The 24154-nt window shown below is 45.7% G+C and carries 22 protein-coding genes and 2 tRNA genes; 14 read left to right on the top strand and 10 right to left on the bottom strand.

The annotated features are described in order from the left end of the window. Positions 1 to 70 precede the first annotated feature (70 nt). The 6 genes from nusA to tpiA form a co-directional block, all read right to left on the bottom strand. Positions 71 to 1555 carry a transcription termination factor NusA gene (nusA, locus tag B2P60_RS01770; protein ID WP_193005658.1) on the bottom strand — a complete coding sequence of 495 codons (1485 nt, stop codon included), beginning with the start codon at positions 1553 to 1555 and terminating at the stop codon, positions 71 to 73. Positions 1556 to 1659: 104 nt separating this feature from the next. Then, positions 1660 to 2160 (bottom strand): ribosome maturation factor RimP, encoded by a 501-nt coding sequence (gene rimP / locus B2P60_RS01765; protein ID WP_193005659.1) that lies wholly within the window; start codon positions 2158 to 2160, stop codon positions 1660 to 1662. Between the two features lie 446 nt (positions 2161 to 2606). Then, a tRNA-Met gene (locus B2P60_RS01760) sits at positions 2607 to 2683 on the bottom strand. Positions 2684 to 2806: 123 nt separating this feature from the next. Further along, positions 2807 to 2891 (bottom strand) — tRNA-Leu (locus B2P60_RS01755). Between the two features lie 142 nt (positions 2892 to 3033). Continuing rightward, the gene (gene secG, locus B2P60_RS01750) at positions 3034 to 3342 is read right to left on the bottom strand and encodes a preprotein translocase subunit SecG (protein ID WP_025652589.1); all 309 of its coding nucleotides are present in this window, start codon (positions 3340 to 3342) and stop codon (positions 3034 to 3036) included. Between the two features lie 180 nt (positions 3343 to 3522). After that, positions 3523 to 4335: a triose-phosphate isomerase gene (tpiA, locus tag B2P60_RS01745; protein ID WP_286739101.1), complete on the bottom strand. Its 813-nt coding sequence runs from the start codon at positions 4333 to 4335 to the stop codon at positions 3523 to 3525. A gap of 318 nt (positions 4336 to 4653) precedes the next feature. Between tpiA and pilB the strand changes: the two genes are divergently transcribed. The 4 genes from pilB to coaE all read left to right on the top strand — a co-directional run bounded on the left by pilB (position 4654) and on the right by coaE (position 9534). Further along, complete coding sequence (gene pilB, locus B2P60_RS01740; RefSeq protein WP_286739100.1) at positions 4654 to 6363, top strand: type IV-A pilus assembly ATPase PilB; 1710 nt, start codon at positions 4654 to 4656, stop codon at positions 6361 to 6363. Positions 6364 to 6585: 222 nt separating this feature from the next. Beyond that, positions 6586 to 7809 carry a type II secretion system F family protein gene (locus B2P60_RS01735; RefSeq protein WP_286739098.1) on the top strand — a complete coding sequence of 408 codons (1224 nt, stop codon included), beginning with the start codon at positions 6586 to 6588 and terminating at the stop codon, positions 7807 to 7809. Between the two features lie 7 nt (positions 7810 to 7816). Further along, the gene (locus B2P60_RS01730; RefSeq protein WP_286739095.1) at positions 7817 to 8719 is read left to right on the top strand and encodes a prepilin peptidase; all 903 of its coding nucleotides are present in this window, start codon (positions 7817 to 7819) and stop codon (positions 8717 to 8719) included. 128 nt (positions 8720 to 8847) lie between these two features. Further along, positions 8848 to 9534 carry a dephospho-CoA kinase gene (gene coaE / locus B2P60_RS01725; RefSeq protein ID WP_198334607.1) on the top strand — a complete coding sequence of 229 codons (687 nt, stop codon included), beginning with the start codon at positions 8848 to 8850 and terminating at the stop codon, positions 9532 to 9534. Here coaE and rlmB read toward each other — a convergent pair. Continuing rightward, complete coding sequence (rlmB, locus tag B2P60_RS01720) at positions 9497 to 10267, bottom strand: 23S rRNA (guanosine(2251)-2'-O)-methyltransferase RlmB (RefSeq protein WP_286739090.1); 771 nt, start codon at positions 10265 to 10267, stop codon at positions 9497 to 9499. The genes coaE and rlmB overlap by 38 nt on opposite strands. Positions 10268 to 10490: 223 nt before the next feature. Then, on the bottom strand, positions 10491 to 10826 hold the full coding sequence (locus B2P60_RS01715; protein WP_193005665.1) for a pyrimidine/purine nucleoside phosphorylase: 336 nt from the start codon (positions 10824 to 10826) through the stop codon (positions 10491 to 10493). 688 nt (positions 10827 to 11514) lie between these two features. Between B2P60_RS01715 and recN the strand changes: the two genes are divergently transcribed. From recN to B2P60_RS01680, 7 genes are all read left to right on the top strand, one after another. Further along, the gene (recN, locus tag B2P60_RS01710) at positions 11515 to 13194 is read left to right on the top strand and encodes a DNA repair protein RecN (protein ID WP_286739087.1); all 1680 of its coding nucleotides are present in this window, start codon (positions 11515 to 11517) and stop codon (positions 13192 to 13194) included. 118 nt (positions 13195 to 13312) lie between these two features. Further along, a complete protein-coding gene (locus tag B2P60_RS01705; protein WP_286739085.1) occupies positions 13313 to 13876 on the top strand; it encodes a YqgE/AlgH family protein in 564 nt (187 codons plus the stop codon). 50 nt (positions 13877 to 13926) lie between these two features. Then, positions 13927 to 14466, top strand: a complete 540-nt coding sequence (gene ruvX / locus B2P60_RS01700) for a Holliday junction resolvase RuvX (RefSeq protein WP_193005699.1) — start codon at positions 13927 to 13929, stop codon at positions 14464 to 14466. 86 nt (positions 14467 to 14552) lie between these two features. Further along, entirely contained in the window at positions 14553 to 15032 is a 480-nt protein-coding gene (locus B2P60_RS01695; protein ID WP_286739082.1) for a hypothetical protein, read from the top strand. 75 nt (positions 15033 to 15107) lie between these two features. Continuing rightward, entirely contained in the window at positions 15108 to 15434 is a 327-nt protein-coding gene (tusA, locus tag B2P60_RS01690) for a sulfurtransferase TusA (RefSeq protein WP_286739081.1), read from the top strand. A 75-nt stretch (positions 15435 to 15509) separates the two neighbouring features. Further along, positions 15510 to 16451: a site-specific tyrosine recombinase XerD gene (gene xerD / locus B2P60_RS01685; RefSeq protein ID WP_286739080.1), complete on the top strand. Its 942-nt coding sequence runs from the start codon at positions 15510 to 15512 to the stop codon at positions 16449 to 16451. A gap of 285 nt (positions 16452 to 16736) precedes the next feature. Then, positions 16737 to 17345: a class I SAM-dependent methyltransferase gene (locus B2P60_RS01680; RefSeq protein ID WP_193005671.1), complete on the top strand. Its 609-nt coding sequence runs from the start codon at positions 16737 to 16739 to the stop codon at positions 17343 to 17345. Positions 17346 to 17429: 84 nt separating this feature from the next. Here B2P60_RS01680 and lptG read toward each other — a convergent pair whose 3' ends face one another. Both lptG and B2P60_RS01670 read right to left on the bottom strand, forming a co-directional pair. Then, positions 17430 to 18638: an LPS export ABC transporter permease LptG gene (lptG, locus tag B2P60_RS01675; protein WP_286739078.1), complete on the bottom strand. Its 1209-nt coding sequence runs from the start codon at positions 18636 to 18638 to the stop codon at positions 17430 to 17432. Then, on the bottom strand, positions 18638 to 19915 hold the full coding sequence (locus B2P60_RS01670; protein ID WP_286739076.1) for an LPS export ABC transporter permease LptF: 1278 nt from the start codon (positions 19913 to 19915) through the stop codon (positions 18638 to 18640). Before B2P60_RS01670 ends, lptG begins: the two co-directional genes overlap by 1 nt. A gap of 604 nt (positions 19916 to 20519) precedes the next feature. On the opposite strand from B2P60_RS01670, the gene B2P60_RS01665 reads away from it, so the two are divergent. The 3 genes from B2P60_RS01665 (at position 20520) to sstT (ending at position 24098) form a co-directional block, all read left to right on the top strand. Continuing rightward, positions 20520 to 22178 (top strand): leucyl aminopeptidase, encoded by a 1659-nt coding sequence (locus tag B2P60_RS01665; protein WP_286739074.1) that lies wholly within the window; start codon positions 20520 to 20522, stop codon positions 22176 to 22178. A gap of 36 nt (positions 22179 to 22214) precedes the next feature. After that, on the top strand, positions 22215 to 22688 hold the full coding sequence (locus tag B2P60_RS01660; RefSeq protein WP_193005675.1) for a DNA polymerase III subunit chi: 474 nt from the start codon (positions 22215 to 22217) through the stop codon (positions 22686 to 22688). 207 nt (positions 22689 to 22895) lie between these two features. Next, positions 22896 to 24098 (top strand): serine/threonine transporter SstT, encoded by a 1203-nt coding sequence (sstT, locus tag B2P60_RS01655; RefSeq protein WP_193005676.1) that lies wholly within the window; start codon positions 22896 to 22898, stop codon positions 24096 to 24098. Positions 24099 to 24154: the final 56 nt, after the last annotated feature.

Below are 24154 nucleotides of genomic sequence, written 5' to 3'. Positions count from 1 at the left end.
GTACTGCTTGCATACCAGCGCTTTATTCTCGATAGCATATCACTAAAAGACAGCGATATGCAGTTACCGCTTATTCATTGAACCAAGATTCCCGAGCTTTCATGATGAGTTTTCCTGCGGTTTCGGAGTCTAATCCTTCGATATCTTCTAGATCGAAGACGGCTTGTTCTGCCAAGTCATCAACGGTAATAATATCTTTTTGTGCCATTTTATAGGCCCAGCTTACCGTCATACCTTCGAGCTCTTGCAGCTCTTGACTTGGCTCTTTCATGTTCTGTTGTTTGACCAGCTCATCAGCGATGACCACTTCTTTAGCACGCTCTTGAATCATCTCGATCGCTTCGTCGTCTAGGCCTTCGATATCATAAAAGGTTTCAACGGGTACGTAAGCCACTTCTTCAATACTGGTAAAGCCAATATCGACAAGCGCTTGAGCTAAGTCTTTATCTACTTCTAAACGTTCATAGAATAATTCAATGAAGGCTTTAGATTCATTTTCTTGACGTTGCTGATACTCTTCTTCTAACATCATATTTAGCTTATAGCCCGTAAGCTCAGAAGCCAAACGTACATTCTGGCCTTGTGAGCCAATCGCACGCGCCAACTGATCATTGGTGCTAAAGATGATATCAGCCGTTTGGGCATCTTCATCTAAAATAATGCTGCTGACGTCCGCTGGTTCTAAAGCGCTAATGATGAACTGGGCGGGATCATCCGACCAAACCACCACATCAATACGCTCACCATCAAGCTCTTGCTGTACCGCTTGGATACGCGTACCACGCATACCAATACAAGCGCCCACTGGATCAATACGATGATCATTGGTTTTCACTGCTATTTTAGCACGAGTACCCGGCAAGCGAGCGACATTACGAATCTCAATGATTTGCTCTGCAATCTCAGGCACCTCTTTTTGCATCAATGCTGATAGCATTTCAGGATGCGTACGAGACAGCAATAATTGGGCACCGCGGTTTTCACGGTTCACATGATATAAGATGGCATTGATACGAGACTTGGCACGTAGTTGCTCACGTGGCAACATTTGATCACGTGATAAATACCCTTCGGCATTGTCACCTAAATCGATGATATAACCATCGCGTGTCTGTTTTTTGACTTCGCCATACATCATCTCACCAACACGTGGCTCAAAAGCATCGGCTACTAGTGCACGCTCAGCCTCACGAATTTTTTGGATAATGACCTGTTTGGCTTGCGTCGCGGCAATACGTCCAAACTCAATGGATTCAATCTGCTCTTCTTTGACATCACCGATTGACCATTCATCTTGATCAAGGTCGGTAATGGCGAGCTGACAAGCAGGCATTTCGTGATCTTCATCAGCAACCACTGTCCAATAACGATAAGTATCATAATCGCCAGTTGCACGGTCGATGGCAACCCGCACGGCCACTTCTGGCTGTTCGGTATATACTTTTTTCTTAGTCGATACCACCAAAGCGTCTTCTATGGCTTCAAAGATATCTTCAGGATTTAAGCCCTTTTCATTACTGACAGTTTCTACTACCGTTAAGATTTCACGACTCATGCTATACCTGTCCTATCATTTTTTAATTGACTTAAATTTTATCATTTGTGTGTTGCTATTATATTTTCATTATCCGCTATTGGGAGCGTATGCATCCTAATAGACTAAACCTCTGAATAAACCAGATTGGCTTTATCAATATTACTCAATGCAATCTCAAACTGCTCACCATCACTTGACGTCAGTTTCAAAGACGTGGCATCGATACTGTCTAAAGTGCCAGTTGCTTTACGGCGTTTTTGATCGCCTTCACCAATGGCTTGTATCAAACGTAAGCTCACGGTCTGACCAACATAAGCGTGCATTTGCTCATCTGAGAAAAAAGCACGATCAAATCCGGGTGAAGATACTTCTAAAATGTACTCACCAGCGATAGGGTCATGAACTTCGAGGATACCACTTACTTGGTGGTTTACCGCAGCACAGTCTTCGATGGTAACTTGCTTATCTTGAGCTTGCTCTTCTGGCAGTGCCTCAATATAAATACGTAGCAAAGAGCGACGGCCTTGTGGCGCAAATTCTATGCCCCAGAGTGCCACATCACAGGCGGCTACCGCAGGGGCAATAATATTGGTCAGTTCTGCAACTTTGGTCGAAAGCTTCATAATCTATTTATATTTTCCTATTCAGTATCTATCGTACTTGGTAAACCGTCTCAAGTTTTTACTTGGCTGTTATTTACTCTTGCCCTTAGTATTCACTTGCTCTTAGGAGTTACGGTTACTATTGTATGGTAAATCATAATAATGTGTTGTGCATTTATATAGGGATGAGCCTAAAAAACATCAAGCTCAGCCAGACAATGCTTTTATTATTCATAAAGCAGTACTATCGATAAAAGAGTAAGGAATAACAGATAGTGACGCTTAAGAAAAATCGCGTTAGTAGCGGCAAGTGACGGAAGAGTATTGTACTCTATAGACCTAGAGCTTAGCACAAGTAGGATAGATACCGCGATAACACTGACCATCAGATACAAAAAAACCCACAAACATAATGGTGGGCTAATCGTTACTGACAAATTTAGTATACAAAACATCAGTATAAAAAGTGGTAGCGGGGGCTGGATTTGAACCAACGACCTTCGGGTTATGAGCCCGACGAGCTACCAGACTGCTCCACCCCGCATCAATCTAGAACGCATATTATAGGGAGGTTTTGTAGAAGTGTCAATACTTTTTTTAAATAAATTATAAAACAAGTATCTCTGCTAAAAAATCCAACCTGACGCTATGCTACGTCTATAAAACTTGGTGCGATTGGGGGGACTTGAACCCCCACAGCTTGCGCTACCACCCCCTCAAGATGGCGTGTCTACCAATTCCACCACAATCGCATTTTACTACTCTGTGATCTAGTCGCTAATCTACGGTAAATGACGCTTAAGGTAGGCATCTATAGATCAGGACTTGCGAAAACAGGAAAGCATTGTAAATCTAACCTAGCAAAATAGCAAGCACTGCCTGCTTAAAAGACCGTTACTGAGGATTCTGTGTCAATGGACGCGGGGTTTGGGGGGCCGAAACGGGTGCATCTAAACGGAACTGATCTTCGGCTTGCTTACGAGCGTGAACCGCGAGCGTCATACTGGTGATAAAAAATATAACGGTGAGCACCGCGGTCGCACGCGTCAAGAAGTTGGCAGTCCCTGCGGCACCAAATACGGTGCCTGATGAGCCAGCACCAAAAGAAGCTCCAGCGTCTGCCCCTTTACCATGCTGTATTAAAATCAAGCCGATCATGGCAATCGCCACAATAATATGCAGGGCTAATATAAACGTAAACATGGTGGCCTCTTTTGCCGCGTAATGACGACTGATAACGGAAAATAAATCTTAAGGTTAATAAGGATAGTCATCAGCGTGTCATCACGCTGAATCGACTATATAAATAAGGCGCATTGTACATGATTACAAGGGCACTGTTAAACCTACTTTTGCCAACTGATAAAGACACTGATAGTCACACTAAGCGTTCACACGATTAAAGGCATTAGCGATCGCCAAAAAACTCTCCGCCTTCAATGAAGCCCCACCAACCAATGCCCCATCAATCATCGCATCTGCCGCAAAGCTCTCTGCATTATCGGCATTGACACTACCGCCATATAATACGGTAATCGCCTCTGCTGTATCAGCAAGGCCTGCCACCTTTTGCTTAATATGCTGATGGGTTTTGCTGACCTCTGCCACGGTAGGCACTTTGCCAGTACCGATTGCCCATACCGGCTCATAAGCGATGATAAAGCGCTCAGACAATGATGAAATAAGTTCTGGCTGCTGAATCAGTAAATCCTTAATGACCGCTAACTGAGCATCGATAACTTCAAGGGTTTGCTGATCATCGTACTGCGTTTGCGTCTCGCCAATACAAAGTACCACCCCCAAATTTTGGGCAAGAGCATGAGATAGCTTCTGCACTAGGCTATCATGAGACTCTTTGTGATACTGGCGGCGCTCAGAGTGACCAACTATCGTCCAAGTTGCACCGGCATCTGCCACTTGCTGCGCTGAACAATCCCCTGTATACGCGCCAGTACTCGCACTATGGCTACTGATATCTTGCGCCGCACACAGTACTGAACTATTCTTTAGACGCGTACTGACAGCCGCCAAATGGATATGGCTTGGTGCCACCATTAACTGGCAGCGACTGTTGGGACGTTCTGTATCCGCTTGCTCTTCAGCATTGATCGCAGTCAATAGGTCATCCAACAACACGTTGACGTCGTGGCTTGTTGCTGGATTCTGTTTCCAATTGCCAATTACCCAAGCTTGCATACTCATCTACCCTGTTTCATGTATTCATGCCAATTCGGCTAATATGCGCGCCAGTATAACAAATAATTTACAAGTGCTATAGTATGGTGCTCCAGAAACAAAACAGACGCCAACAGCTAGAGTCGACTGATATTTGACTCAGCGGTGATTCTTTGCGGATGAACCGTTTAATAGTCTAACTAAAAGCCTTTAAACTAAAGTAAAATAAAGTTCTATCTTACGATGTGAATAAGCAGTCTATTAGATAGAAGCTCGATATAGATAGTATGTAAATTTCAAGCAACAGTGCAAGGTACTTGGTATCAAGGAGAGGTCGTAATGTCTATCACAACTGGTAAATATGGTGGTTTAGCGCAGCAGCTCATCAGCGAAGGTGTCGTTAGCGAAGCCGACATGAAAACGGCACAAACTGAGTCTGCGCAGCAGCAAATAGGGCTAGTGCCGTACCTAGTAGACCATAAACTGGCTGATGCTTCTCAACTTGCCCAAATGCTATCACAGGCCTTTGGCGACCCTTTATTCGACCTGGACGCCTTAAACCTCGATGTCATCCCAAAAGACTTAGTGGATGAAAAAATTGTTCGTAAGTTTAATGCCCTGCCACTGTTTAAGCGCGGGCAGCGTTTATTTGTCGCGTTAAGTGATCCGACCCGTATCGATGCCATCGATGCCATTGCTTTTAATTCTCGCCTGTCTATAGAAACCATTGTCGTCGAAGAAGACAAGCTAAAAAGGCGTATTGAAAGTATTTACGCTGATACCATGCAAAACTTTGACAGCTTCTCTGATAGCGATTTAAACGTTGGGTTTGAAGAGGGTGAAGAAGACGAAGGTGAAACCAAACTCACCGATAGTGTCGATGAAGCACCAGTGGTAAAGTTCGTCAATAAAATGCTGGTAGATGCCATCCGTATGGGGGCATCAGACTTACATTTTGAGCCGTATGAAAAAACCTATCGCGTGCGCTTTCGTGTCGATGGCGTGATGCAAAAAATGGCCAACCCGCCCGTACAGTTGGCGGGAAAAATCGCCGCACGTCTAAAGGTGATGTCACAAATGGACATCTCGGAGCGCCGCGTGCCGCAAGATGGACGTATCAAACTAAAACTGTCTAAAAATAAAGCCGTTGATTTTCGGGTCAACTCTTTGCCGACCTTGTTTGGTGAAAAAATTGTTCTGCGTATTTTGGATCCCTCATCAGCCATGCTCGGTATTGAAGCATTGGGGTATGAGCCTGACCAAAAAGAGATGTTTTTAGAAGCACTGCATAAACCGCAAGGCATGCTCCTCATCACGGGCCCTACCGGCTCGGGTAAGACCGTCTCTCTTTATACAGGTATCAATATTTTAAATACGGGGGCAACCAATATCTCAACCGCCGAAGACCCAGTTGAGATTAATCTAGAAGGCATCAATCAGGTCAACGTCAATCCTAAAGTGGGGTTGACCTTTGCCAATGCGCTCAAGTCCTTTCTGCGACAAGATCCTGATATTGTGATGGTTGGTGAGATTCGTGACCTTGAAACGGCGGAAATTGCGATTAAAGCTGCGCAGACAGGCCATATGGTACTTTCTACCTTGCACACTAACTCGGCACCTGAGACCTTGACGCGTCTGCGTAATATGGGTGTGGCTTCCTTTAATATTGCGACGTCAGTCAATTTGGTCATCGCTCAGCGCTTAGCACGCCGTTTGTGTAAAAACTGCAAAAAACCTATCAATGTGCCTCGGCAAAGCCTGCTTGAGCTCGGTTTTCAGGATGCTGACTTGGACAATACAGACAATGTGATTTATGAGCCCGTCGGCTGTAACGAGTGCCGCGAAGGTTATAAAGGGCGTGTGGGTATTTACGAGGTGATGAAAGTCAGTCCAGATATTTCGCGAATTATCATGGAAGACGGTAACGCTATAGACATCAAAGACGCGGCACTCAAAAACGGCTTTCGGGACTTGCGCCGCTCTGGCATTTTAAAGGTACTCCAAGGTGTCACCAGTATTCAAGAGATGATGCGGGTCACCTCTGAATAGTTGTCATTTCAAAGTAAAAACAACCTCACCGTTTGTGAGGTTTTAGTGGTATCAGCGCTGACTTTTATGCGCTAGCAGTCACCTCGACCAGATGTACTTAAAAATAAAACAGATGGACACTGGTTTTTTACGCTAAAATAAAGTAGACGCACTAAACATTATTGGCTAACTGTCCGTTCATACTAAGTAATGTCCAATGAGACAGTTTTTGAGGGTAGTAACATGGCAAAAGCTAAGACCGATATGCTGTTAGACTTTGTCTATGAGGGGGTAAACCGGCGCGGGCAAAAAGTGAAAGGGGAAACCACCAGTCGTAGTTTAGAGTTGGCCAAAGCAACCTTGCGTAAACAAGGTATTACCGTCAAAGGCATTAAGAAAAAGCCCAAACCCCTCTATACCTTCAAAAAATCCATCAAACCTATTGATATTGCTATTTTTGCTCGGCAATTGGCCACGATGATGAAAGCGGGCGTACCACTGACCCAGTCTTTTGAGATTGTCGCCGACTCCCTTGACAATCCAAGTATGAAAGACTTGGTGCTGCAAATCAAAGCCGATATTGAAGCAGGGGGAACTTTTGCGTCTGCGCTACGTAAACACCCTCGTTATTTTGATGACCTCTTTTGTTCACTCGTGGATTCTGGTGAGCAATCAGGTGCGTTAGAGACTATGCTCGAACGGGTTGCTACCTATAAAGAAAAAAGCGAGTTACTCAAAGCGAAAATTAAAAAAGCCATGAAATACCCTATTGCGGTTGTTGTGGTGGCCATCATTGTTACCATCATTTTGCTTATAAAAGTAGTGCCAGTGTTTTCAGACCTATTTGCGTCCTTTGGGGCAGAGCTGCCAGCGTTCACGCAAATGGTGGTGGGTATGTCTGAGTGGATGCAAGCGTGGTGGTTTATTTTGATCGTCGTCATTGGTGGCGCCATTATCGGCTTTGCAGAAGCCAAAAAACGCTCTAAAAAATTCCGTGATTTTTTGGATCGCGTGGTATTAAAAGCACCGATATTTGGCAATATTGCTTATCAAGCCGTCATTGCCCGTTTCGCTCGTACGCTGTCTACGACTTTTGCGGCGGGTGTACCACTTATTGACGCCTTAGACTCGACTGCGGGGGCGGCAAATAATGTGGTATTTTATAACGCCATTCAGCAAATTAAAAATGATGTCGCGACCGGTCAGCAACTACAGTTCGCCATACGCTCAACCAATTTATTCCCAAGCTTGGCCATTCAAATGGTCGGGATTGGTGAAGAATCTGGTAGCTTAGAAGAAATGCTAGACAAAGTGGCGGTATATTACGAAAACGAAGTCGACAATGCGGTGGATGGCTTAACCAGCTTAATGGAACCACTGATTATGGCGGTATTAGGGGTATTGGTCGGTGGCTTAGTGATTGCTATGTACTTGCCAATATTCCAAATGGGCTCAGTGGTAGGATAACGATTTGATGCAATTTATACAATTACTCCAAGACAATACTGCGCTAGCTTTGGTCGTGTTTGGTCTACTAGGTATTTGTGTTGGCAGTTTTTTGAACGTGGTGATTCACCGTATCCCCCTGATGATGGTCTATAGCTGGCGGCAAGAGTGCAGCCAGTTTATGACTGAACAAGCAGACATGCCGCGCAAACATACCCTGCCCCTTGCTAGTATTGTCACAAACGATCAACCTATTACTTTGAGCCGGCCAGCCTCGCGCTGCCCGCATTGCGCGCATAAAATCAGGTGGTATGAGAATATCCCCTTAGTAAGTTGGTTGCTACTACGCGGGCGTTGTTCAGATTGCAAAGCGGCTATCGGTCTGCGCTATCCTTTGGTTGAGCTGACCACTGCGCTGCTATCGGTGCTGGTTATTTATCAATTTGGCGTTAATGCTACTGGCTTGTCAGCATTAGTCTTAGTATGGACGCTTATTGCTTTAACAGGCATTGATTTTGATACGCAGCTCCTACCCGATCGCCTCACCTTTCCTCTAGCGGGTTTGGGCTTGGCAGTCAATTCACAAGGTTGGTTTGTCTCGCCCACTCAGTCGATTTGGGGATTATTGCTTGGGTTTTTATCGTTGTGGATAGTGGTTAAGGTGTTTTACCTAATTACTAAAAAACACGGTATGGGACAAGGGGATTTTAAGTTATTGGCCGTGCTGGGAGCGTGGCTTGGGCCACTGATGCTGCCGTTGATTATTTTACTGTCATCCTTGCTAGGGTCTATCGTTGGGCTTATTTTAATGAAAAAACAGGGTGAGAGTCGACCTTTCGCTTTTGGTCCTTATATCGCGATTGCTGGTATCATTGCGTTATTATATGGCTCAGATATCGTCAGCTGGTATCTTGGTATGTATACTTACTAAAACGCTTTGTTTAAGTGCCTGTTGAACACACGTCAGAGCGCTCCCCTATAAGTCAACGAATAGTCAGCACAATATTCGCTCACTTTAACACTGTTATCACTATACTATCCGTCAGATAAGTCACCATTATGTCAAAAAACAACGCTTCACCTTATTCTCATGAGCCACAAACACCCCAAAAGCAAAACAAGACATTAGTAGTCGGATTGACAGGGGGTATTGGTAGCGGCAAATCCGCTGCCAGTGCTTGGTTCGCTGAACAAGGCATCGATATTATTGATGCTGATGTCATTGCCCATGAAATCGTTGCAAAAGGCAGTCCGACCTTACGCAAAATCCAAAGAAAATTTGGCGACTGGGTATTAAATGGTGATGGATCGATGAACCGCGCGGCGGTAAGAACGCATGTTTTCACCCATCCTGAAGCACTGATTGAATTAGAAGCAATCACGCATCCAGCGATACGCGAGACGGCAAAAGCCCAGTTGGCAGCGAGCACATCACCTTATGTGGTGTTGTCAGCACCCCTGCTCATTGAAGCTGCGGAGGCAGGGCTTGCTAACTTATGCCAACGTATTTTAGTGATGGACGCCACCGAGGACACGCAGCTGGCGCGTGCCAGTCAGCGTGATGAGCAAAGCGTACAGAAAATTAAAGCCATTATGGTGAATCAGCTGAGCCGTGAAGAGCGCAACCGTCATGCGGATAACGTCATACTCAATGAGAGTGACCTTGACGCTCTTTACTTACAACTAGAACCGTTACATCAAGAGTATCTTATACTTGCCCAGCAGCTAAAGTACGCTGTCGATTGACCTCGTATAACGCCATACCCGTGGCAACACTCACATTGAGACTTTGTAGGTTGCCATGCTCATTCCCTGACATGGGGATATAAACCAGCTCATCACAGCTCTCGGTGGTCAGGCGGCGCATGCCCTCTCCTTCTGAGCCCATAATGATTGCCGTCTTGCCTGTCAAATCGGCGGCATGTATCGGTTTGGCATCAGCACTCAGTGCGGTACCGAAGACAAACACGCCTGCCTGTTTGATTTGTGCGAGCGTACGGGCCAAATTGGTGACGCTGACAATCGGCATCATTTCTGCCGCGCCAACAGACACTTTGGCCACGGTTGGCGTCAGGCTTGCTGCATGATGTTTTGGACAAACAACTGCATCCACACCCATCGCCACAGCGGTACGCAAACAAGCCCCAAAATTATGCGCATCGGTGATTTGATCGAGTACCAACAATAAGCACTGCTCACGTCCAGCAATCGTGTCAAGCAAGCCTCCATCAGCGAAGCCCAACGGACGAGCATGCAGTACGACGCCTTGATGTTGCGGGCTACCACACAACTGAGTGAGCTTATCTTTTTGCGCCGACTGAATACTGATACCATTGGCATCAGCTTGTGCCATGATGCTTTTTACATGGCTATCGCTCTCGCGCCCTTGCTGTACAAATAAGCTCAGCCCATCAAGAGGGCGATGGTCAAGTAAGGCATCAATCGCGTGAATACCATAAAAATAAATGGGTTTTGCCATAATAGGCCTACTGAATATAAGTGGATATCGCGCAATGCGATAAAGTAAAAAGAGGGTTAGCGGTAATTGTACCAACTAATCGATGACTGGTTAGCAAAAATGTCAGCCAATAAAAAAAGAAATAAACAACACCAATTCGATATTGTTTATTTCTTGAGGACGTTATGGCTATTATGGGACATCAGTGATGCAAGCGTTTAACGCCCTATTACTGTCAGTTCTATCAGCCTTCTAAATGGCAAATATACTGAACAATTTCTTCGGTGCGTAGATTAAATCCACTATTCCCTTCGACCACGAATGACTGGCCAGCACGATAATAGCTGAACTCTTCATCACCATTTATTTTCACCTCACACTCCCCGCTGATGATCTCAATACGTTCAGAGGTGTTGGTACTAAAGTGATAATGGTCAACCAAGTTGTCACAAGGCAAAATAACACCCAACGTTTTATGGCGGCCGTCCTCAAACATGATGGTATGGCTTGAACAACGACCATCATAAGATATTGTCGCCTGGGCATTGACGGTAACATTCGTAAATTGCGCCGCTGTCATAGTGGCTTCCTTATCAAATAATTATGGCAAAACTAAAAAATAAGTAACTGACTTCAGTCAGCTAGCGTGTGCATTTTAAAGAAGCGCGCGGGCTTAGATGCCGCTTGCTTTTATGTGAAACACCTATGCTTTCATCATAGAGGCAGGTTCTATGAAAACATGCTGATACAAGGACCCAGTTGCATACCCCTCCAACGATACCGTTCTAATTTTACGAGATTATGACTCGTTGTCATATAGAAGGATGCATAAATCCAGTGGTAAGAGTTTATCATTATGTGAGATTATGCTACCACATTATATCTATAAAGTTTGTTAAAGCGACCAGTAAATTCTACTTGTGATGTCTGACTCACAGACTTTTTAAGGAGCTGTGTTATTCAGGTGCGCGCTCTATGTAAGACGGTACTATCGCTGACTGGCTAAATTTGTACATCGTGTAGATCACATCATGATGACTAAGAATGGCCCCTCTTTGAGGATTTTATGGTAGTCTTATCACGTCATTTTATCTTATTCATTGCCTTTAGTATTTGTATTTAAAAGTATTTAACACCATAATATTTGCCAATCCCATGTATCTATTTATCCCGATTAATTGACTCATTTTATTCTTTTATTCATCCTATTTTAGATGTGACATGCCAGCCTTCTACGTGAGGCTCATTGTCTGTCATGAGAGGCGTTGATGCTCGTATCATTAACTTTACATCAATTTGCGTTAATCGCTCAGCATGAGCTGAATATTGCTGGAGGCTTTAATGTCATCACCGGTGAGACGGGTGCTGGCAAGTCATTATTACTGGATGCGCTTTCCTTATGTGCAGGCGAACGCGCAGATAGCGCGATGGTCAGACATGGCGCCACGCACGCAGATATTTATGCGCAGTTTGATGTAGAAAACAATCCGGTTGTTGCTGATTGGTTTGCAAAAAATGACAGACCACTAGAAGAGCCTGAAGTGTTGATTCGTCGGCAACTGAGTAACACTGGCCGCTCAAAAGCGTGGTTAAATGGTACGCCAGTGAGCCTCGCTGAATTAAAAAGCTTGGGATCATTACTGGTCAATATTCATAGCCAACATGCCCAGCAAGCCTTACTCAAGCCGCAGTTTGTGGTGCAATGGCTGGATGAAATGGCGCAGATATCTCCTCTTGCTGCGCAAACCGCAAGCAGCTATCAGCAGTATCAAAAGCTTAAACGTCAGGCTGATGATATCGCCAGCCGTGAATCGCAACGTCAAGATCGCATCCAACTGCTACAAAGCCAACTTGCTGATATTGCACCGTTACTGGCCGTTGACTATGCAGATGTCGAAGCGGAGCACGAAGAGCTGTCTAACATTGAAGCACTGATGACGGAGGCCAGTCATGGTTTGCATCTACTAGATAATGACACCGACGAACCAGATGTCATGACCCTGCTAGGTCAAGCGATCAAGCTCTGTGATCATCAAATAAGCGTCAGCCAAACCTTTGAGCAAGCGTCTGAGCAACTGCATTTAGCACAGCAGCAAATTACGGAGGTGACGGCGCTACTCTCAGACTATGCAGAGCAGCAACTGCCTGACCCTGAGCGCTTACAAACACTAGACAGTTTAATCAGCCTAGGGCACCGATTATCGCGCAAGCATAATTTGCCAGCGGGCGCATTGATTAATGAAGCACAGAGCTGGCAAGCGCAGTTAGAACAATTAGAAAACGAGCCAAGCAGTGACGCGATGGCGTCGCAAATCGAACAAGCTTGGCAAGACTATTTGGCGTTGGCCACACAATTGAACAAGGCACGCTCGAAGGCCGCGCCAGTCGTCAGCAAACAACTGATCAAACAGCTGCAACCCCTCGCCCTGCCCAACGCGCGCTGTGAATTCGTCTTTACCAAAAAAGCCGATCCGAGCCAGTATAATGCGCAAGGCTGCTTTGATATTGACTTACTATTTAGTGCCAATGTGGGTATGCCGATGCAGCCACTACATAAAATCGCCTCCGGGGGTGAGTTGTCACGCATGGCGCTAGTGATGCAAGTCATGCAAGCGACCAATGCCGACAACAATGCCGCCAAGCCCATGCTGGTATTTGATGAGGTGGATGTCGGTATCAGCGGCGGTACAGCACAAGTGGTCGGTGAGCTGTTACGGGCGCTTGGGCAAACGCAGCAACTGCTCGCCATTACGCACCAAGCACAAGTGGCCGCGCAAGCGCATCAGCATATCTTGGTGCAAAAACATCATCAAGAGCAGACAGAGAGTGAGCTGTTAATATTGACAGACAATGCGCAAGTCGATGAGCTGGCACGCATGTCAGGCGGCGTCACCATCACTGACGTCACTCGTGATCATGCCCGTAGTTTATTGACCGATGTTAAATAAAAGTCAGTTGCCTCTACTTATGATCTAGCCACTGATAAATATTTGCTTTGGTTGATTTTCTACTCATTATCGCCATATAGTGGTCTCTCACCTTTATTATTAGGTTGCGTTTGTCTCTATGTCTAAAGCTAATTTGACCCATCACTTCTTAATCGCGGCGCCAGAGCTATCAGACCCAAGGTTTGAGCAGGCCTTAATCTATATTTGTCGTCATGATAAGCATGGGGCACTAGGTCTTATGGTCAATCGTCCGCTAGAGCAATCTCGCGTGGGCAAACTCTTAGAAGACTTAAATATTGAGGTGACTGACTCGCAAGTGATGGAGGATCTGGCATTAGAAGGTGGGCCTATGTACCCTGAGGTTGGCTTTGTCTTACACACAGGTCAGCCAGAATGGGCCTCTTCTTTTGCTATTTCAGAAAATGTCTGTATTACGACAAGCCAAGATATTCTTAAACGGATCGCGGCAGGTCAAGGTGTGGGTCATTATCAGCTGTGCTTGGGTCATGCCAGTTGGGGCCAAAAACAGCTTGAACAAGAACTAGATAGCGGCGACTGGCTGGTGTGCCCAGCCGATTTGAATTTGTTGTTTGACACACCGTTTGAAGAACGTTGGCAGATTGCCGCTGATAAGATTGGCGTGAATTTTGACTATCTTAGCAGCGATATCGGACACGCTTAATATCGTATTCTCTATGAATACAGACATAAAAATAGGTAACATCCTTTATGATGGTAGACCGTACTCCTATAACAGATAGCGAAGATAGCTCAGAGATGGGGGCTAGTAGCATCGCTGCACCAGCCGTCAAACCGCATCTGGTCTTGGCCTTAGATTATGGCGTCAAAAAGATGGGCATGGCGCTGGGTAACACCATTACCGAGACCGCACGTGCCTTTGATATCCTAGCGATGAACAATGGTCAACCAGATTGGGACAACTTACTGGGCATTATTAAAGTGTGGGGCGTGGCAAAAGTGGTGGTGGGGTTACCACTAAATATGGATGGTAGCAGCTCCATGCTCTCAAAACGGGCACACAAGTTCGCCCGCCGCTTAGCCCATAGAATCATGGAGCAGCATTTACCGGTAACGGTATCTCTGTGTGATGAGCGCTTAACCTCAGTCGCTGCCAGGGAAATAGCGTGGGAAAACGGCTGGATTAAGCATGAGCGCGCGCCGATTGATGACATCTCTGCGTGTATCTTGATGTCGACCTATTTTGCTGATCCTAATACCAGTCTTGCCATTGATGCCATCAAAGCAGATTAATTGAGTGACCAGTTTTTCTAACGTTCCACACAACACGGCTATTTTCTGATAGGTCGTAACTCTAAACGGATACATGACTGATTACTATGACCACTGTCTCAGACCAATCCTTGCAAAATAAGTCGCAACACGGCTTTGCCCCGCTTGCCATCGCTCGTATTAAAGGTGCCCAGCGTGTAAACCAGATAGCGATTTATCTCATTTATGCCGCTCTCTTCGCTTTTGTGGTCTTTGGTACCATTGCCAGTGTTAAAGCGTTCCATGGCAATCAGCTGCTTTATCAATTGTTTTATAATTTGCCCTATGCGTTGGTTGCGCTCACGATTCCTATTACTGTTTATGATGCCTTAGTCATTTATCGTTATCGTCTGAATCAACCGTCGATGATTGCGCTGAGCATTGGCGTGTCGACCATTATCTTGATCGGCGGGTTATTATTTGCCGACACGGTGTGGCTCGGTCTAGCATCTTGGCTGGGTGTGGCGTTTTTATTCAAAGTGACTTTTAAGCGCTTCTTTAACTATTTAGAAGTACAAGAGGACTCTGACATTGTCGAAGAGACATAAAGTACGCGCCTAAAAGCACGTCTGTGCATTACTCTTGTATTTTAAACTTAACTTTATTGATTCAAAATTACCATTATGACTACTTCTATCGCGCAAACGGCTATCAACCATCATTTAGACACTCAAGGACTGATCTGTCCTGAGCCTGTCATGATGCTGCATCGCACCATTCGTCAAGCGGATGGCGGTGATGTGATTGAAATACTGGCCACTGATCCGGCCACCACCCGTGATATTCCTAATTTTTGTCGTCACTTAGGGCACACGCTTGTCCATCAAGAAACCCTCGCTGAAAAGGTGAGCTTGGATATAGATCCTGATGAAATCACGGTCGCTGACGATAATGATGAGCCTACGAATGGCACGCTTTATCGTTATTTGGTTAAGAAAAAAAACGCTTAATTTTTTCTTTCTGACATTGATTTACTGTCAATTTTTAGCCATTCCCTGTTTTAGCCATCCTCTGAGTATTGTCTTATGAGTCGTGATCGCGCCGTACAACAGCGACAACCGAAAGCCTTGGCGGTAGAAGATGATGAGCCTAGCTACATGACTGAGTTTCGTCAAGCTATGCTGGCGCGTGGTCTAGCGACGCGTACTCGTAACGCTTATGTCCGTGATTTGCGCGCTTGTGAATTAACCAATCCTATCGCTTTGACCCGCTGGCAGCCTGACGATGTGCTGCACTGTCTCTCCTTTGTTGCACGGGACGGCAAAACCCCACGTACCCAAGCGCGCATGCTCTCAAGCCTGCGTCAGTTTTATTTATGGATGATCGCTAGCAATCTGCGTGAAGACAACCCCTGTGAGCGTATCAAAAGTCCAAAGCTTGGTCGTCCGCTACCGAAAGATTTGAGCGAAGCGGATGTCGATAATCTACTCGCTGCACCCGATACCAGCACCGCCCTCGGACTACGCGACAAAGCCATGCTAGAGGTACTCTATGCTTGCGGTCTGCGCGTCAGCGAATTGATTAATCTCTCGCTTGAGCAAGTCAATCTCAATTCTGGCTGGTTACAAATCACGGGGAAAGGTAATAAAACGCGACTGGTGCCCTTAGGCGAATATGCTAGCGATGCGCTAGAAGATTATCTGTCTCATGGGCGTGGCGATTTGATTGCGCACTTAAAATCAGGTAATTGCCAAGCGGTGTTTTTGACCGCGCAAGGTGGCTATATGACGCGGCAGAACTTTTGGTATTTGCTCAAAAAATACGCCAAAGTTGCCAGTATTGACAAAGAGCTATCGCCGCATACCTTACGGCACGCCTTTGCCACTCACCTGCTAAATCATGGGGCGGACTTGCGTAGCGTGCAATTGTTATTGGGGCACAGTGATCTATCAACGACACAAATTTATACCCATGTGGCAACGGCGAGGTTGCAGAAATTGCACGCAGCACATCATCCGAGAGGGTGAGAACCGTTAAAAAGAAGCACTGCTTCGTTAGGTTCGCAAGAGAAAATCCCTTAAAGAGGACTTTTCTATAAGTGTCCTTTACGTCCAACCGTCCCGCTCAGAGTGACAGATACAAACAACAGGCACGATTGGCTCTTCTTGCATTTGTAGAAATACAATTCTCTCAATCCATAGCTGCAAACCTGCCCGTTTCTCGCTACAATACCCTTAATAATGTGCGTCATCATATGCACACTGTCTGATTGGGCCGCGCAGCCTTTTTACTTATCTATATTTGAGAATTCCATGAGCCATAGACCGCCTGCTGACTTATTAAAAAACGCCGAACATTGGCGCGAAGACATTCACTTTCGCCAAGACGTGCTGGGTAAGCCATTTGATTTTTCAACCACCTGGGGCATTTTTTCGCCGCAAAAGCTCGATGATGGCAGCCTGATGCTGCTCGATTATGTGGACTTTCAAGCGGATGATGATTCGATAGATTTGGGCTGCGGCTATGGTGTGCTTGGTATGACAGCCGCGCGTGAGTGTCCAAATGGTCAGCACACACTGATTGATAAAGACTTTATGGCGGTAGAATATGCGCGCCGTAATTGCGAAAAAAACGGTCTAAAAAATGTCGATGTGCATTTATCTAATGGCTTTAACCATGTGGCAAAAGACAAAGACTTTAGCCTTGTCATGTCAAACTTGCCTGCCAAAGTCGGCAAAGAGCAGCATTACTTATACTTCCTCGATGCCTATGCGCGGATGCGTCAAGGCGGGCGTTTTTATGTGGTGACGATTAATGGCTTGCGCCAGTTTATGAAGCGCTCATTTACCGAAGTGTTTGGCAATAGCGAAAAGATCAAACAAGGCAAGACTTATACGATTACCATGGCGACCAAAGATTAATTTTTTGACGGCCTAAACGTTTAAAAACCGAACAAGCAAAAGCCCGCCAAAACACACATGTTTTGGCGGGCTTTTTTATGGCTACTACATTTGCCGCTTGAGTAAATAACCACCCAATACCGCACTAACAACAATCGGTAACAGCACCATAAATAACGGCGAAAATCCAGTCGCGAGCGAGACAAAGCCCACCAAGTCTTGTATATAACTGAACAGCAAGCCGAACAGTAATGCCACAACGATACGCAAACCCAGACTGTGCGTTCGTAGCGAACCAAACACGAATGAGCAAGCCACAATCACCAAAGATAAAATAGACAACGGCGATAACAGCTTTTGCCAAAATGCCAACTCATGGCTCAAAGAGCGTTGACCTTGCTGACGCATAAACTGACGATGCTCATACAACTGGGTCAATGACAAATCCTCTGCCTTGCGCGTGAGCAAATATACAGACTCAGGGGCAAATGGCAGGCTTAACGTATCAGATGGTGAGATGGCTTGGCTACTGTCAAACCCTTGGTTGATGGTGAGTTTGGTCATGTTGTTCAGCTGCCACTCGTAACGATACTGCTCGCTCGGTTTGCTGTTATTAGCATCTATAGGTTCGCGGCCGATATACTGCCCACCTTCAGCGTGGACGGCCGTTTGCAAATTCCCGTCATTATCTAAATGCCAACGCTTGACTTCACCGATATTGCCTTCGACATCAGCATAGTCGATATACAAAATATCGCTGCCATCAGGCTTGGTATCGCCACCCTCTGAGCGCTCAAAGCGCGGCTGCAGTGTCCAATAACCGCGTACCGACGTGACCAACGAACTGCTGTCCTCCTCATTAATCTCTTTCGCCAACTGATTGGAGTGCGGTAAGACAAACTGATTGATAGCCAGCGCTAACAGGACAAAGAGCAAAGCAGGCTGTAGCACCCAGCCGACAATACGATACACGCTCACTCCAGCGGCGCGCATCACCACCAGCTCACTTTTATTGGCGAGCAAACCCAAACCTACCACCGCACCCAGTAACGCACCCGTTGGGATAAACTGCTCTAAAAAGTAGGGGGAGCGATAAAAGATATACTTGATCGCCTCACTCATCGTGTAGCTCTCATCTAACGAATCAAGCTCTGATAAATAAGAGAAAACCAACTGTAACGCCCACAGACCTAAGACCGCGGCGATAATAGCAAGCAGCGCGTTGCGTTTGACATAACGACTTAACACTTTTAAGTTGGTCGGTTTTTGCGCAAGCTGATCAGTAGCCGGTGATTTTGCAAATAAAGAACGCATTAAGACCGCCCTCCTTGTGAGCCACTGCTTTGATGATCAACCGTTGGTAAAGGGTCGTTTTCTGGTTTGCGAAAGCGCAACCGATGCTGTACACGGCTTCCCCAGTTCAGATAAAGCGCCAACGCCATAAATCCTACAATAAACCACGCATAGGCCCACACACTGACACTGCCTTTACTGACCGCATTTTTGAGCGAAATAATACCCAGCGCGCAGCTAACAAATAACAAAATAGAGGGAAACAGACGCAACCAACGGCCTTGGCGGGGGCGCACTTGTGCCAGTGGCACCGCCAGCATAGGTGCAAGAATCATCAACCAAGGTAGCGCCAAGCGATAACCAAGCTCACCTTGGGCGGCACGCAACGCATTGTCACTACTCGCTACTTGGGCACTACCAGTCGCTGTCTGCCACAATGGTCCAATCGCTTGAGTCTCGATATTGTCTTCTGTGATGACTTCTTTCGATGATTCAATCAAGGTGATTCGATAGCGATCAAAGCCCACTTGATTATACTTTAGACTACCCGCGGCGACCTCATAGCGCCGACCTTGGAATAAGTCTAATTGGGTCACACCGCTATCACCTGTGTCTACTTGTTCAGCGCGTTTGGCTAAAGTAATGGTGTCTTTACTGATAGCGTTATTGTTGACCCACGCGTTTGGTAACTCTGGAATATTTAATTGCTCGGCAGTCTCGGGATCAATACGATTATTGACATCAACAGCGGTACTTTTATCAGCGGACCCTTTTGGGTTCGGTTCAGATTGGATGAGTATCACATCTTGCAACTGCTTTTTATCATCGCTCAAACTACCCACATACAAATGATAATTGCCGCTACTGATAAACTCATTGGGACGAATTAAGTCAAACGCACTGGTCAACGCTTGCTGTTGCCAAACAGCCTCAGATGAACGCACGCCCCACGGTTTACCGACGATGGACAGCGCCGCTTCACCGACAAACAGTACCAGTATCAGGGGCGTCATCAAGCGGGCAAGCTTACCCCTCGACACGCCGCTGGCATTGATCACTGCCATTTCTTGATCCACGTACAAACGCCCAAACACGAGCATCAACGCGATAAAAAACGCTAACGGCAGGATTAACTCTAAAAAATACGGCAAATTATAACCAATAATCGTAAATAACAAGCTGATATCTAGGTTGCCCTCTGCCGCAATACCAAAGTAACGGATCAACCGCCCGCCAAGCATCATCACCACTAAAAACCCCAATACCAAAGCGGTCGTTGAGGCAACTTGTTGAGTCATGTAGCGGCGTAATATCACAATAGGCACTCTTAAAAAAAAGGTTGGTATTCGCACGATTCATCGCAGGTTTATTGATCGGCTAGGGGCAGACTCAAGCACAATTATGAGAACTATCAACCCAGAGCTGTTCTAGCAGATAGTTAAACAGGCGTAAAAACAACTGGGCTACTAATTAGCCACACCGTATAAATATTAGCGATAAAGATAACCGCTAATCCTAGCATATTTTGGTAAAAAATGGCTGTGAAATGTGTTTGAATCATTGCTTACATTTTACTGAGAACATCATAAAAATAACCGATAATAAGTGTCATAAAGCCCGCTTAAAACATACACTACGTTAAGTGACGCGAGTTTTTTCTGTTAGATTTTTACTATATTTACTGTAGAAAGATTTGTTTACCCTTCTTATCATTGACCACGAGAAGAATAGCGTAAATTGGCATAGCAGACTTGCTCAAATGTATTAGCTAAGGCGTGCTCACTGCGCACCCACCTCGCAATATGCTACACTACGGTGGTGGCTTAATAAGTCAAATGATTTAACAGAGATAATCCATTACATAAATTCTGCTATTTTCATAACTCTAATAAGGATAATTATATGAATATTAAATTAACCCAAACTTTACCAAAAACGCACACGCAAAAAATACTCAAAAAAGAAGCCAAAAGCAAAGACGCGGCTTGCCTTGTCGTCTTAGTCGATGATAAGAAAAATATCTTGGCCGAATCAGTCTTAAGCGATTACCAAACGCGAATTGAGCAGTTGATTGACGTCTCACATTTTAATGGTAAAGCCTGCGAAACTGTGGCTGATTATGCCTTAGCGGGTGACAAAAAGACCACGAAGCAAAATCCAGTACAGCTATTGTTGGTGGGTGTTGGTAGTCTTGATAAGCTTAGCCAAAGCGGATTGCAAAAAATTGCCAATACCATTTATCAAAGCACGCAAAAGCGCGTCGACTCTATTACCGTTGCTTTGGATGATGCCTTAGAAGACAATCAATTTGGCCAGTTTGCGCTTAATTTATTGGCAGCGAGTTATCGTTTTGATAAATACAAGTCTGAGCAAAAAACGCCTGTGTTAACCGATATCTACTTACTGGCTGATAAGTCATTGCAAGAGACGCTAGCGTTTGCTCAAGCGGTCTTTGCTGGCCAAAGCCTGACCCGTGACGTTGCTAACGAGCCAGGTAACATCTGCTTCCCAGCTTATATGGCAGAACAAGCGCAAGAACTGGCAAAAACCTATCCGGATCTCTTAAACGTCACGGTACTGGGCGAAGACGAGATGTCAGCGCTGGGTATGGATTGCTTCTTAGCGGTAGCGCAAGGCTCTACTAAAGAAGGCAAACTTGTCTTGATGGAATATCAAGGTAAATCAGCATTTAGTGCCAATGCTAACAACGCTAGTAATGTGACTAACAGCGCAAAAGCGACCGGTGGCCTAAAAGCACTGGCGGATAAATTGCCGACCAAAAAAGCGTCTAAAAAGGCAAGTAAAAACAGTGATACCACTACGGACGTTGCTAACGACGACGCCCCTATCGTCTTAGTCGGTAAAGGGGTCACCTTTGACTCAGGCGGTATTTCAATCAAACCAGGCGCGGCCATGGATGAGATGAAGTTTGATATGGGCGGTTCAGCATCAGTCCTAGGTACGATTAAAGCCTTGTGTGAAGCGCGTCTACCGATCAATGTCGTTGGTGCGCTTGCTTGTGCGGAAAACATGCCATCAGGTGATGCTACCCGTCCTGGTGATATCGTCAAAGCCATGAACGGCAAATCAGTGGAAATCTTAAACACGGATGCTGAAGGTCGCTTGGTACTGGCCGACACACTATGCTACGTGCAGCGCTATCAACCAAAAACCATTATTGATGTTGCTACCTTGACCGGTGCCTGTGTGGTTGCTTTAGGGCACGTACGCTCAGCAGTGTTTAGTAACGATGAAGACGTATTGTTTGATCTTGAAAATGCCAGTAATCTATCAGGCGATCTCATTTGGCACATGCCAATGGATGATGAGTATCAAGCACAGCTTGACTCACCCATCGCTGACATTCAAAACATTGGCGGGAAAGGCGCAGGCTCTGTGACTGCCGCCTGCTTCTTGTCGCGTTTTGTCGAAGAAGGTCAAGCGTGGGCACATTTAGACATCGCTGGCACAGCGTGGAACTCAGGTAAAGATAAAGCCGCAACCGGTCGTCCTGTCCCCCTATTTATGCAGTATTTAAAAAACAGTGTAAATATGGCTTAATGAACTCATGAAAAACCACTTTATGACAATCATTTTATGAACATTAGCTTTTATGTTTTAAGCGAGAGTAAAGCCCAAGATTTCTTGGGCTTTATTTGTCAGCTGACCCAAACCGCGATCAATAAAAGCTCTCAGTCGGTGCTGATACTGGTAGAAGATGAGACACTACTGTCGACGCTTGATGACGCCCTATGGGCACAAGAAGCGACAAGCTTTATACCGCATCAACGCCTTCTAGACGCTCATACTGAAGCCGCTGATCCTGATATAACAGACACTCACAAAACATTAGCGCCTGTTTTGCTTGGCAGTCGTATGCCAGCCGATTTTAGAGGTATTGTACTTAATACTACGGTGCAGCCTGTCACAAGCGTGATGGCAGCAGCCAATGCACAGCCTACTCGGGTGCTTGAGCTGATAAAACCTGACCCTAACAGCGTGCAAGAAGGTCGTCACAAGTACAAAGTTTATCAACAATTGGACTATGAGCTGACCCACTTTAAAGTTTAAAATATACAGCTTTAAAACGTCTGTATTTTAAAAAAAGCCGTCCAGTTTCCCTCATACCAAGTCCTACGCTTTTTTTCTGAGTCCTATCGGCCTAAGCAGGTAGGGGTTAGAGGTAGGCGCTTATCTTAAAAAATGCTACCATCCATCGATTCTTTGTCTATTTTCGTTATAAATTTCTTATTTATTGACTAACTCGAGGGTGTATAGATGCGTTCATTGATTGCGATGTACCAGCGTATAGGGCTGGTACCGCTGATTATTATTGGTTTGGTACTGGGTGTGATAATTGGTTGGCTAGCACCAAGCATCGGTATTGCATTGGGACTGTTGGGCACACTGTTTGTTGGCGCGCTAAAAGCAGTTGCACCAGTATTGGTATTCGTTTTGGTCATGGCCGCCATTAGCCAACACCGCAGTGGTAATGAAGTTTATGTCAAACCAGTGCTTATTATGTACATGTTTGGCACTTTTTTGGCGGCGCTCACCGCGGTAGGAGCCAGCTTTTTATTCCCAACTGAGCTGGTCTTAGTAAATGCGACGATTGAGCAGGTACCACCAGCAGGCCTCAAAGAAGTGTTGACTAACCTGCTTATGAATTTGGTTGCCAATCCGGTTAGTGCGATTGCTGAAGCCAATTACATTGGTATTTTGGCATGGGCAATTATCATCGGCTTTGCTCTACGTCAAGCCAGCGATACCGCGCGTGCCGTGGTCAATGATTTTTCTGATGCCATCTCACAAGTGGTGAAATGGATCATTGCCCTAGCGCCTTTTGGTATCTTAGGTTTGGTCGCTAATACCGTCGCTGAGACAGGCTTTGCCTCTCTAGCAGGGTATGCGCGTATTTTATTAGTACTGGTCGGTTGTATGCTGTTCATTGCTTTAGTTGCCAACCCTATTATCGTACTGATCAAGACAGGCAAAAATCCTTATCCACTGGTATTCACCTGCTTGCGTGAATCAGGGATTACCGCTTTCTTTACTCGCAGCTCAGCGGCCAATATTCCAGTCAACATGAACCTTGCGCGCAAACTGGGCCTACATGAAGACACGTATTCAGTGACGATTCCACTTGGCGCGACGATTAATATGGCGGGCGCGGCGATTACGATCAATGTGTTAACGCTTGCAGCGGCGCATACGCTCGGTATCGAAGTCTCATTTGCATCAGCGCTTTTATTGAGCCTAGTCGCAACGATTAGCGCGTGCGGAGCGTCTGGTGTTGCTGGTGGTTCACTGCTCCTGATTCCATTGGCGGCAAGCTTGTTTAGCATTCCAAATGACATTGCCATGCAAGTGGTGGCGATTGGCTTTATCATCGGTGTCATTCAGGACTCGGCCGAAACAGCACTGAACTCATCAACTGACGTACTATTCACAGCAGCAGCGGATCCTACTTATTCGCGTTAATCTTCAAAAATTTTACAAACAAAAAAGGGCTAATTGAACCGACCCCCATAAGTTGG

It is taken from the genome of Psychrobacter sp. UBA3068 (genome assembly GCF_002366815.1).
GTDB classification, from domain to species: Bacteria; Pseudomonadota; Gammaproteobacteria; order Pseudomonadales; family Moraxellaceae; genus Psychrobacter; species Psychrobacter namhaensis.
Note: the sequence above shows the minus strand (reverse complement) of the source record. Positions and strands in the feature narration are given on the sequence as shown.

Excerpts from the sequence above, each read along its gene's own strand:
- nusA (WP_193005658.1), bottom strand. The coding sequence starts at position 1,555 with ATGAGTCGTGAAATCTTAACGGTAGTAGAAACTGTCAGTAATGAAAAG.
- rimP (WP_193005659.1), bottom strand. The coding sequence starts at position 2,160 with ATGAAGCTTTCGACCAAAGTTGCAGAACTGACCAATATTATTGCCCCT.
- secG (WP_025652589.1), bottom strand. The coding sequence starts at position 3,342 with ATGTTTACGTTTATATTAGCCCTGCATATTATTGTGGCGATTGCCATG.
- tpiA (WP_286739101.1), bottom strand. The coding sequence starts at position 4,335 with ATGCAAGCTTGGGTAATTGGCAATTGGAAACAGAATCCAGCAACAAGC.
- pilB (WP_286739100.1), top strand. The coding sequence starts at position 4,654 with ATGTCTATCACAACTGGTAAATATGGTGGTTTAGCGCAGCAGCTCATC.
- B2P60_RS01735 (WP_286739098.1), top strand. The coding sequence starts at position 6,586 with ATGGCAAAAGCTAAGACCGATATGCTGTTAGACTTTGTCTATGAGGGG.
- B2P60_RS01730 (WP_286739095.1), top strand. The coding sequence starts at position 7,817 with ATGCAATTTATACAATTACTCCAAGACAATACTGCGCTAGCTTTGGTC.
- coaE (WP_198334607.1), top strand. The coding sequence starts at position 8,848 with ATGTCAAAAAACAACGCTTCACCTTATTCTCATGAGCCACAAACACCC.
- rlmB (WP_286739090.1), bottom strand. The coding sequence starts at position 10,267 with ATGGCAAAACCCATTTATTTTTATGGTATTCACGCGATTGATGCCTTA.
- B2P60_RS01715 (WP_193005665.1), bottom strand. The coding sequence starts at position 10,826 with ATGACAGCGGCGCAATTTACGAATGTTACCGTCAATGCCCAGGCGACA.
- recN (WP_286739087.1), top strand. The coding sequence starts at position 11,515 with ATGCTCGTATCATTAACTTTACATCAATTTGCGTTAATCGCTCAGCAT.
- B2P60_RS01705 (WP_286739085.1), top strand. The coding sequence starts at position 13,313 with ATGTCTAAAGCTAATTTGACCCATCACTTCTTAATCGCGGCGCCAGAG.
- ruvX (WP_193005699.1), top strand. The coding sequence starts at position 13,927 with ATGGTAGACCGTACTCCTATAACAGATAGCGAAGATAGCTCAGAGATG.
- B2P60_RS01695 (WP_286739082.1), top strand. The coding sequence starts at position 14,553 with ATGACCACTGTCTCAGACCAATCCTTGCAAAATAAGTCGCAACACGGC.
- tusA (WP_286739081.1), top strand. The coding sequence starts at position 15,108 with ATGACTACTTCTATCGCGCAAACGGCTATCAACCATCATTTAGACACT.
- xerD (WP_286739080.1), top strand. The coding sequence starts at position 15,510 with ATGAGTCGTGATCGCGCCGTACAACAGCGACAACCGAAAGCCTTGGCG.
- B2P60_RS01680 (WP_193005671.1), top strand. The coding sequence starts at position 16,737 with ATGAGCCATAGACCGCCTGCTGACTTATTAAAAAACGCCGAACATTGG.
- lptG (WP_286739078.1), bottom strand. The coding sequence starts at position 18,638 with ATGCGTTCTTTATTTGCAAAATCACCGGCTACTGATCAGCTTGCGCAA.
- B2P60_RS01670 (WP_286739076.1), bottom strand. The coding sequence starts at position 19,915 with ATGACTCAACAAGTTGCCTCAACGACCGCTTTGGTATTGGGGTTTTTA.
- B2P60_RS01665 (WP_286739074.1), top strand. The coding sequence starts at position 20,520 with ATGAATATTAAATTAACCCAAACTTTACCAAAAACGCACACGCAAAAA.
- B2P60_RS01660 (WP_193005675.1), top strand. The coding sequence starts at position 22,215 with ATGAACATTAGCTTTTATGTTTTAAGCGAGAGTAAAGCCCAAGATTTC.
- sstT (WP_193005676.1), top strand. The coding sequence starts at position 22,896 with ATGCGTTCATTGATTGCGATGTACCAGCGTATAGGGCTGGTACCGCTG.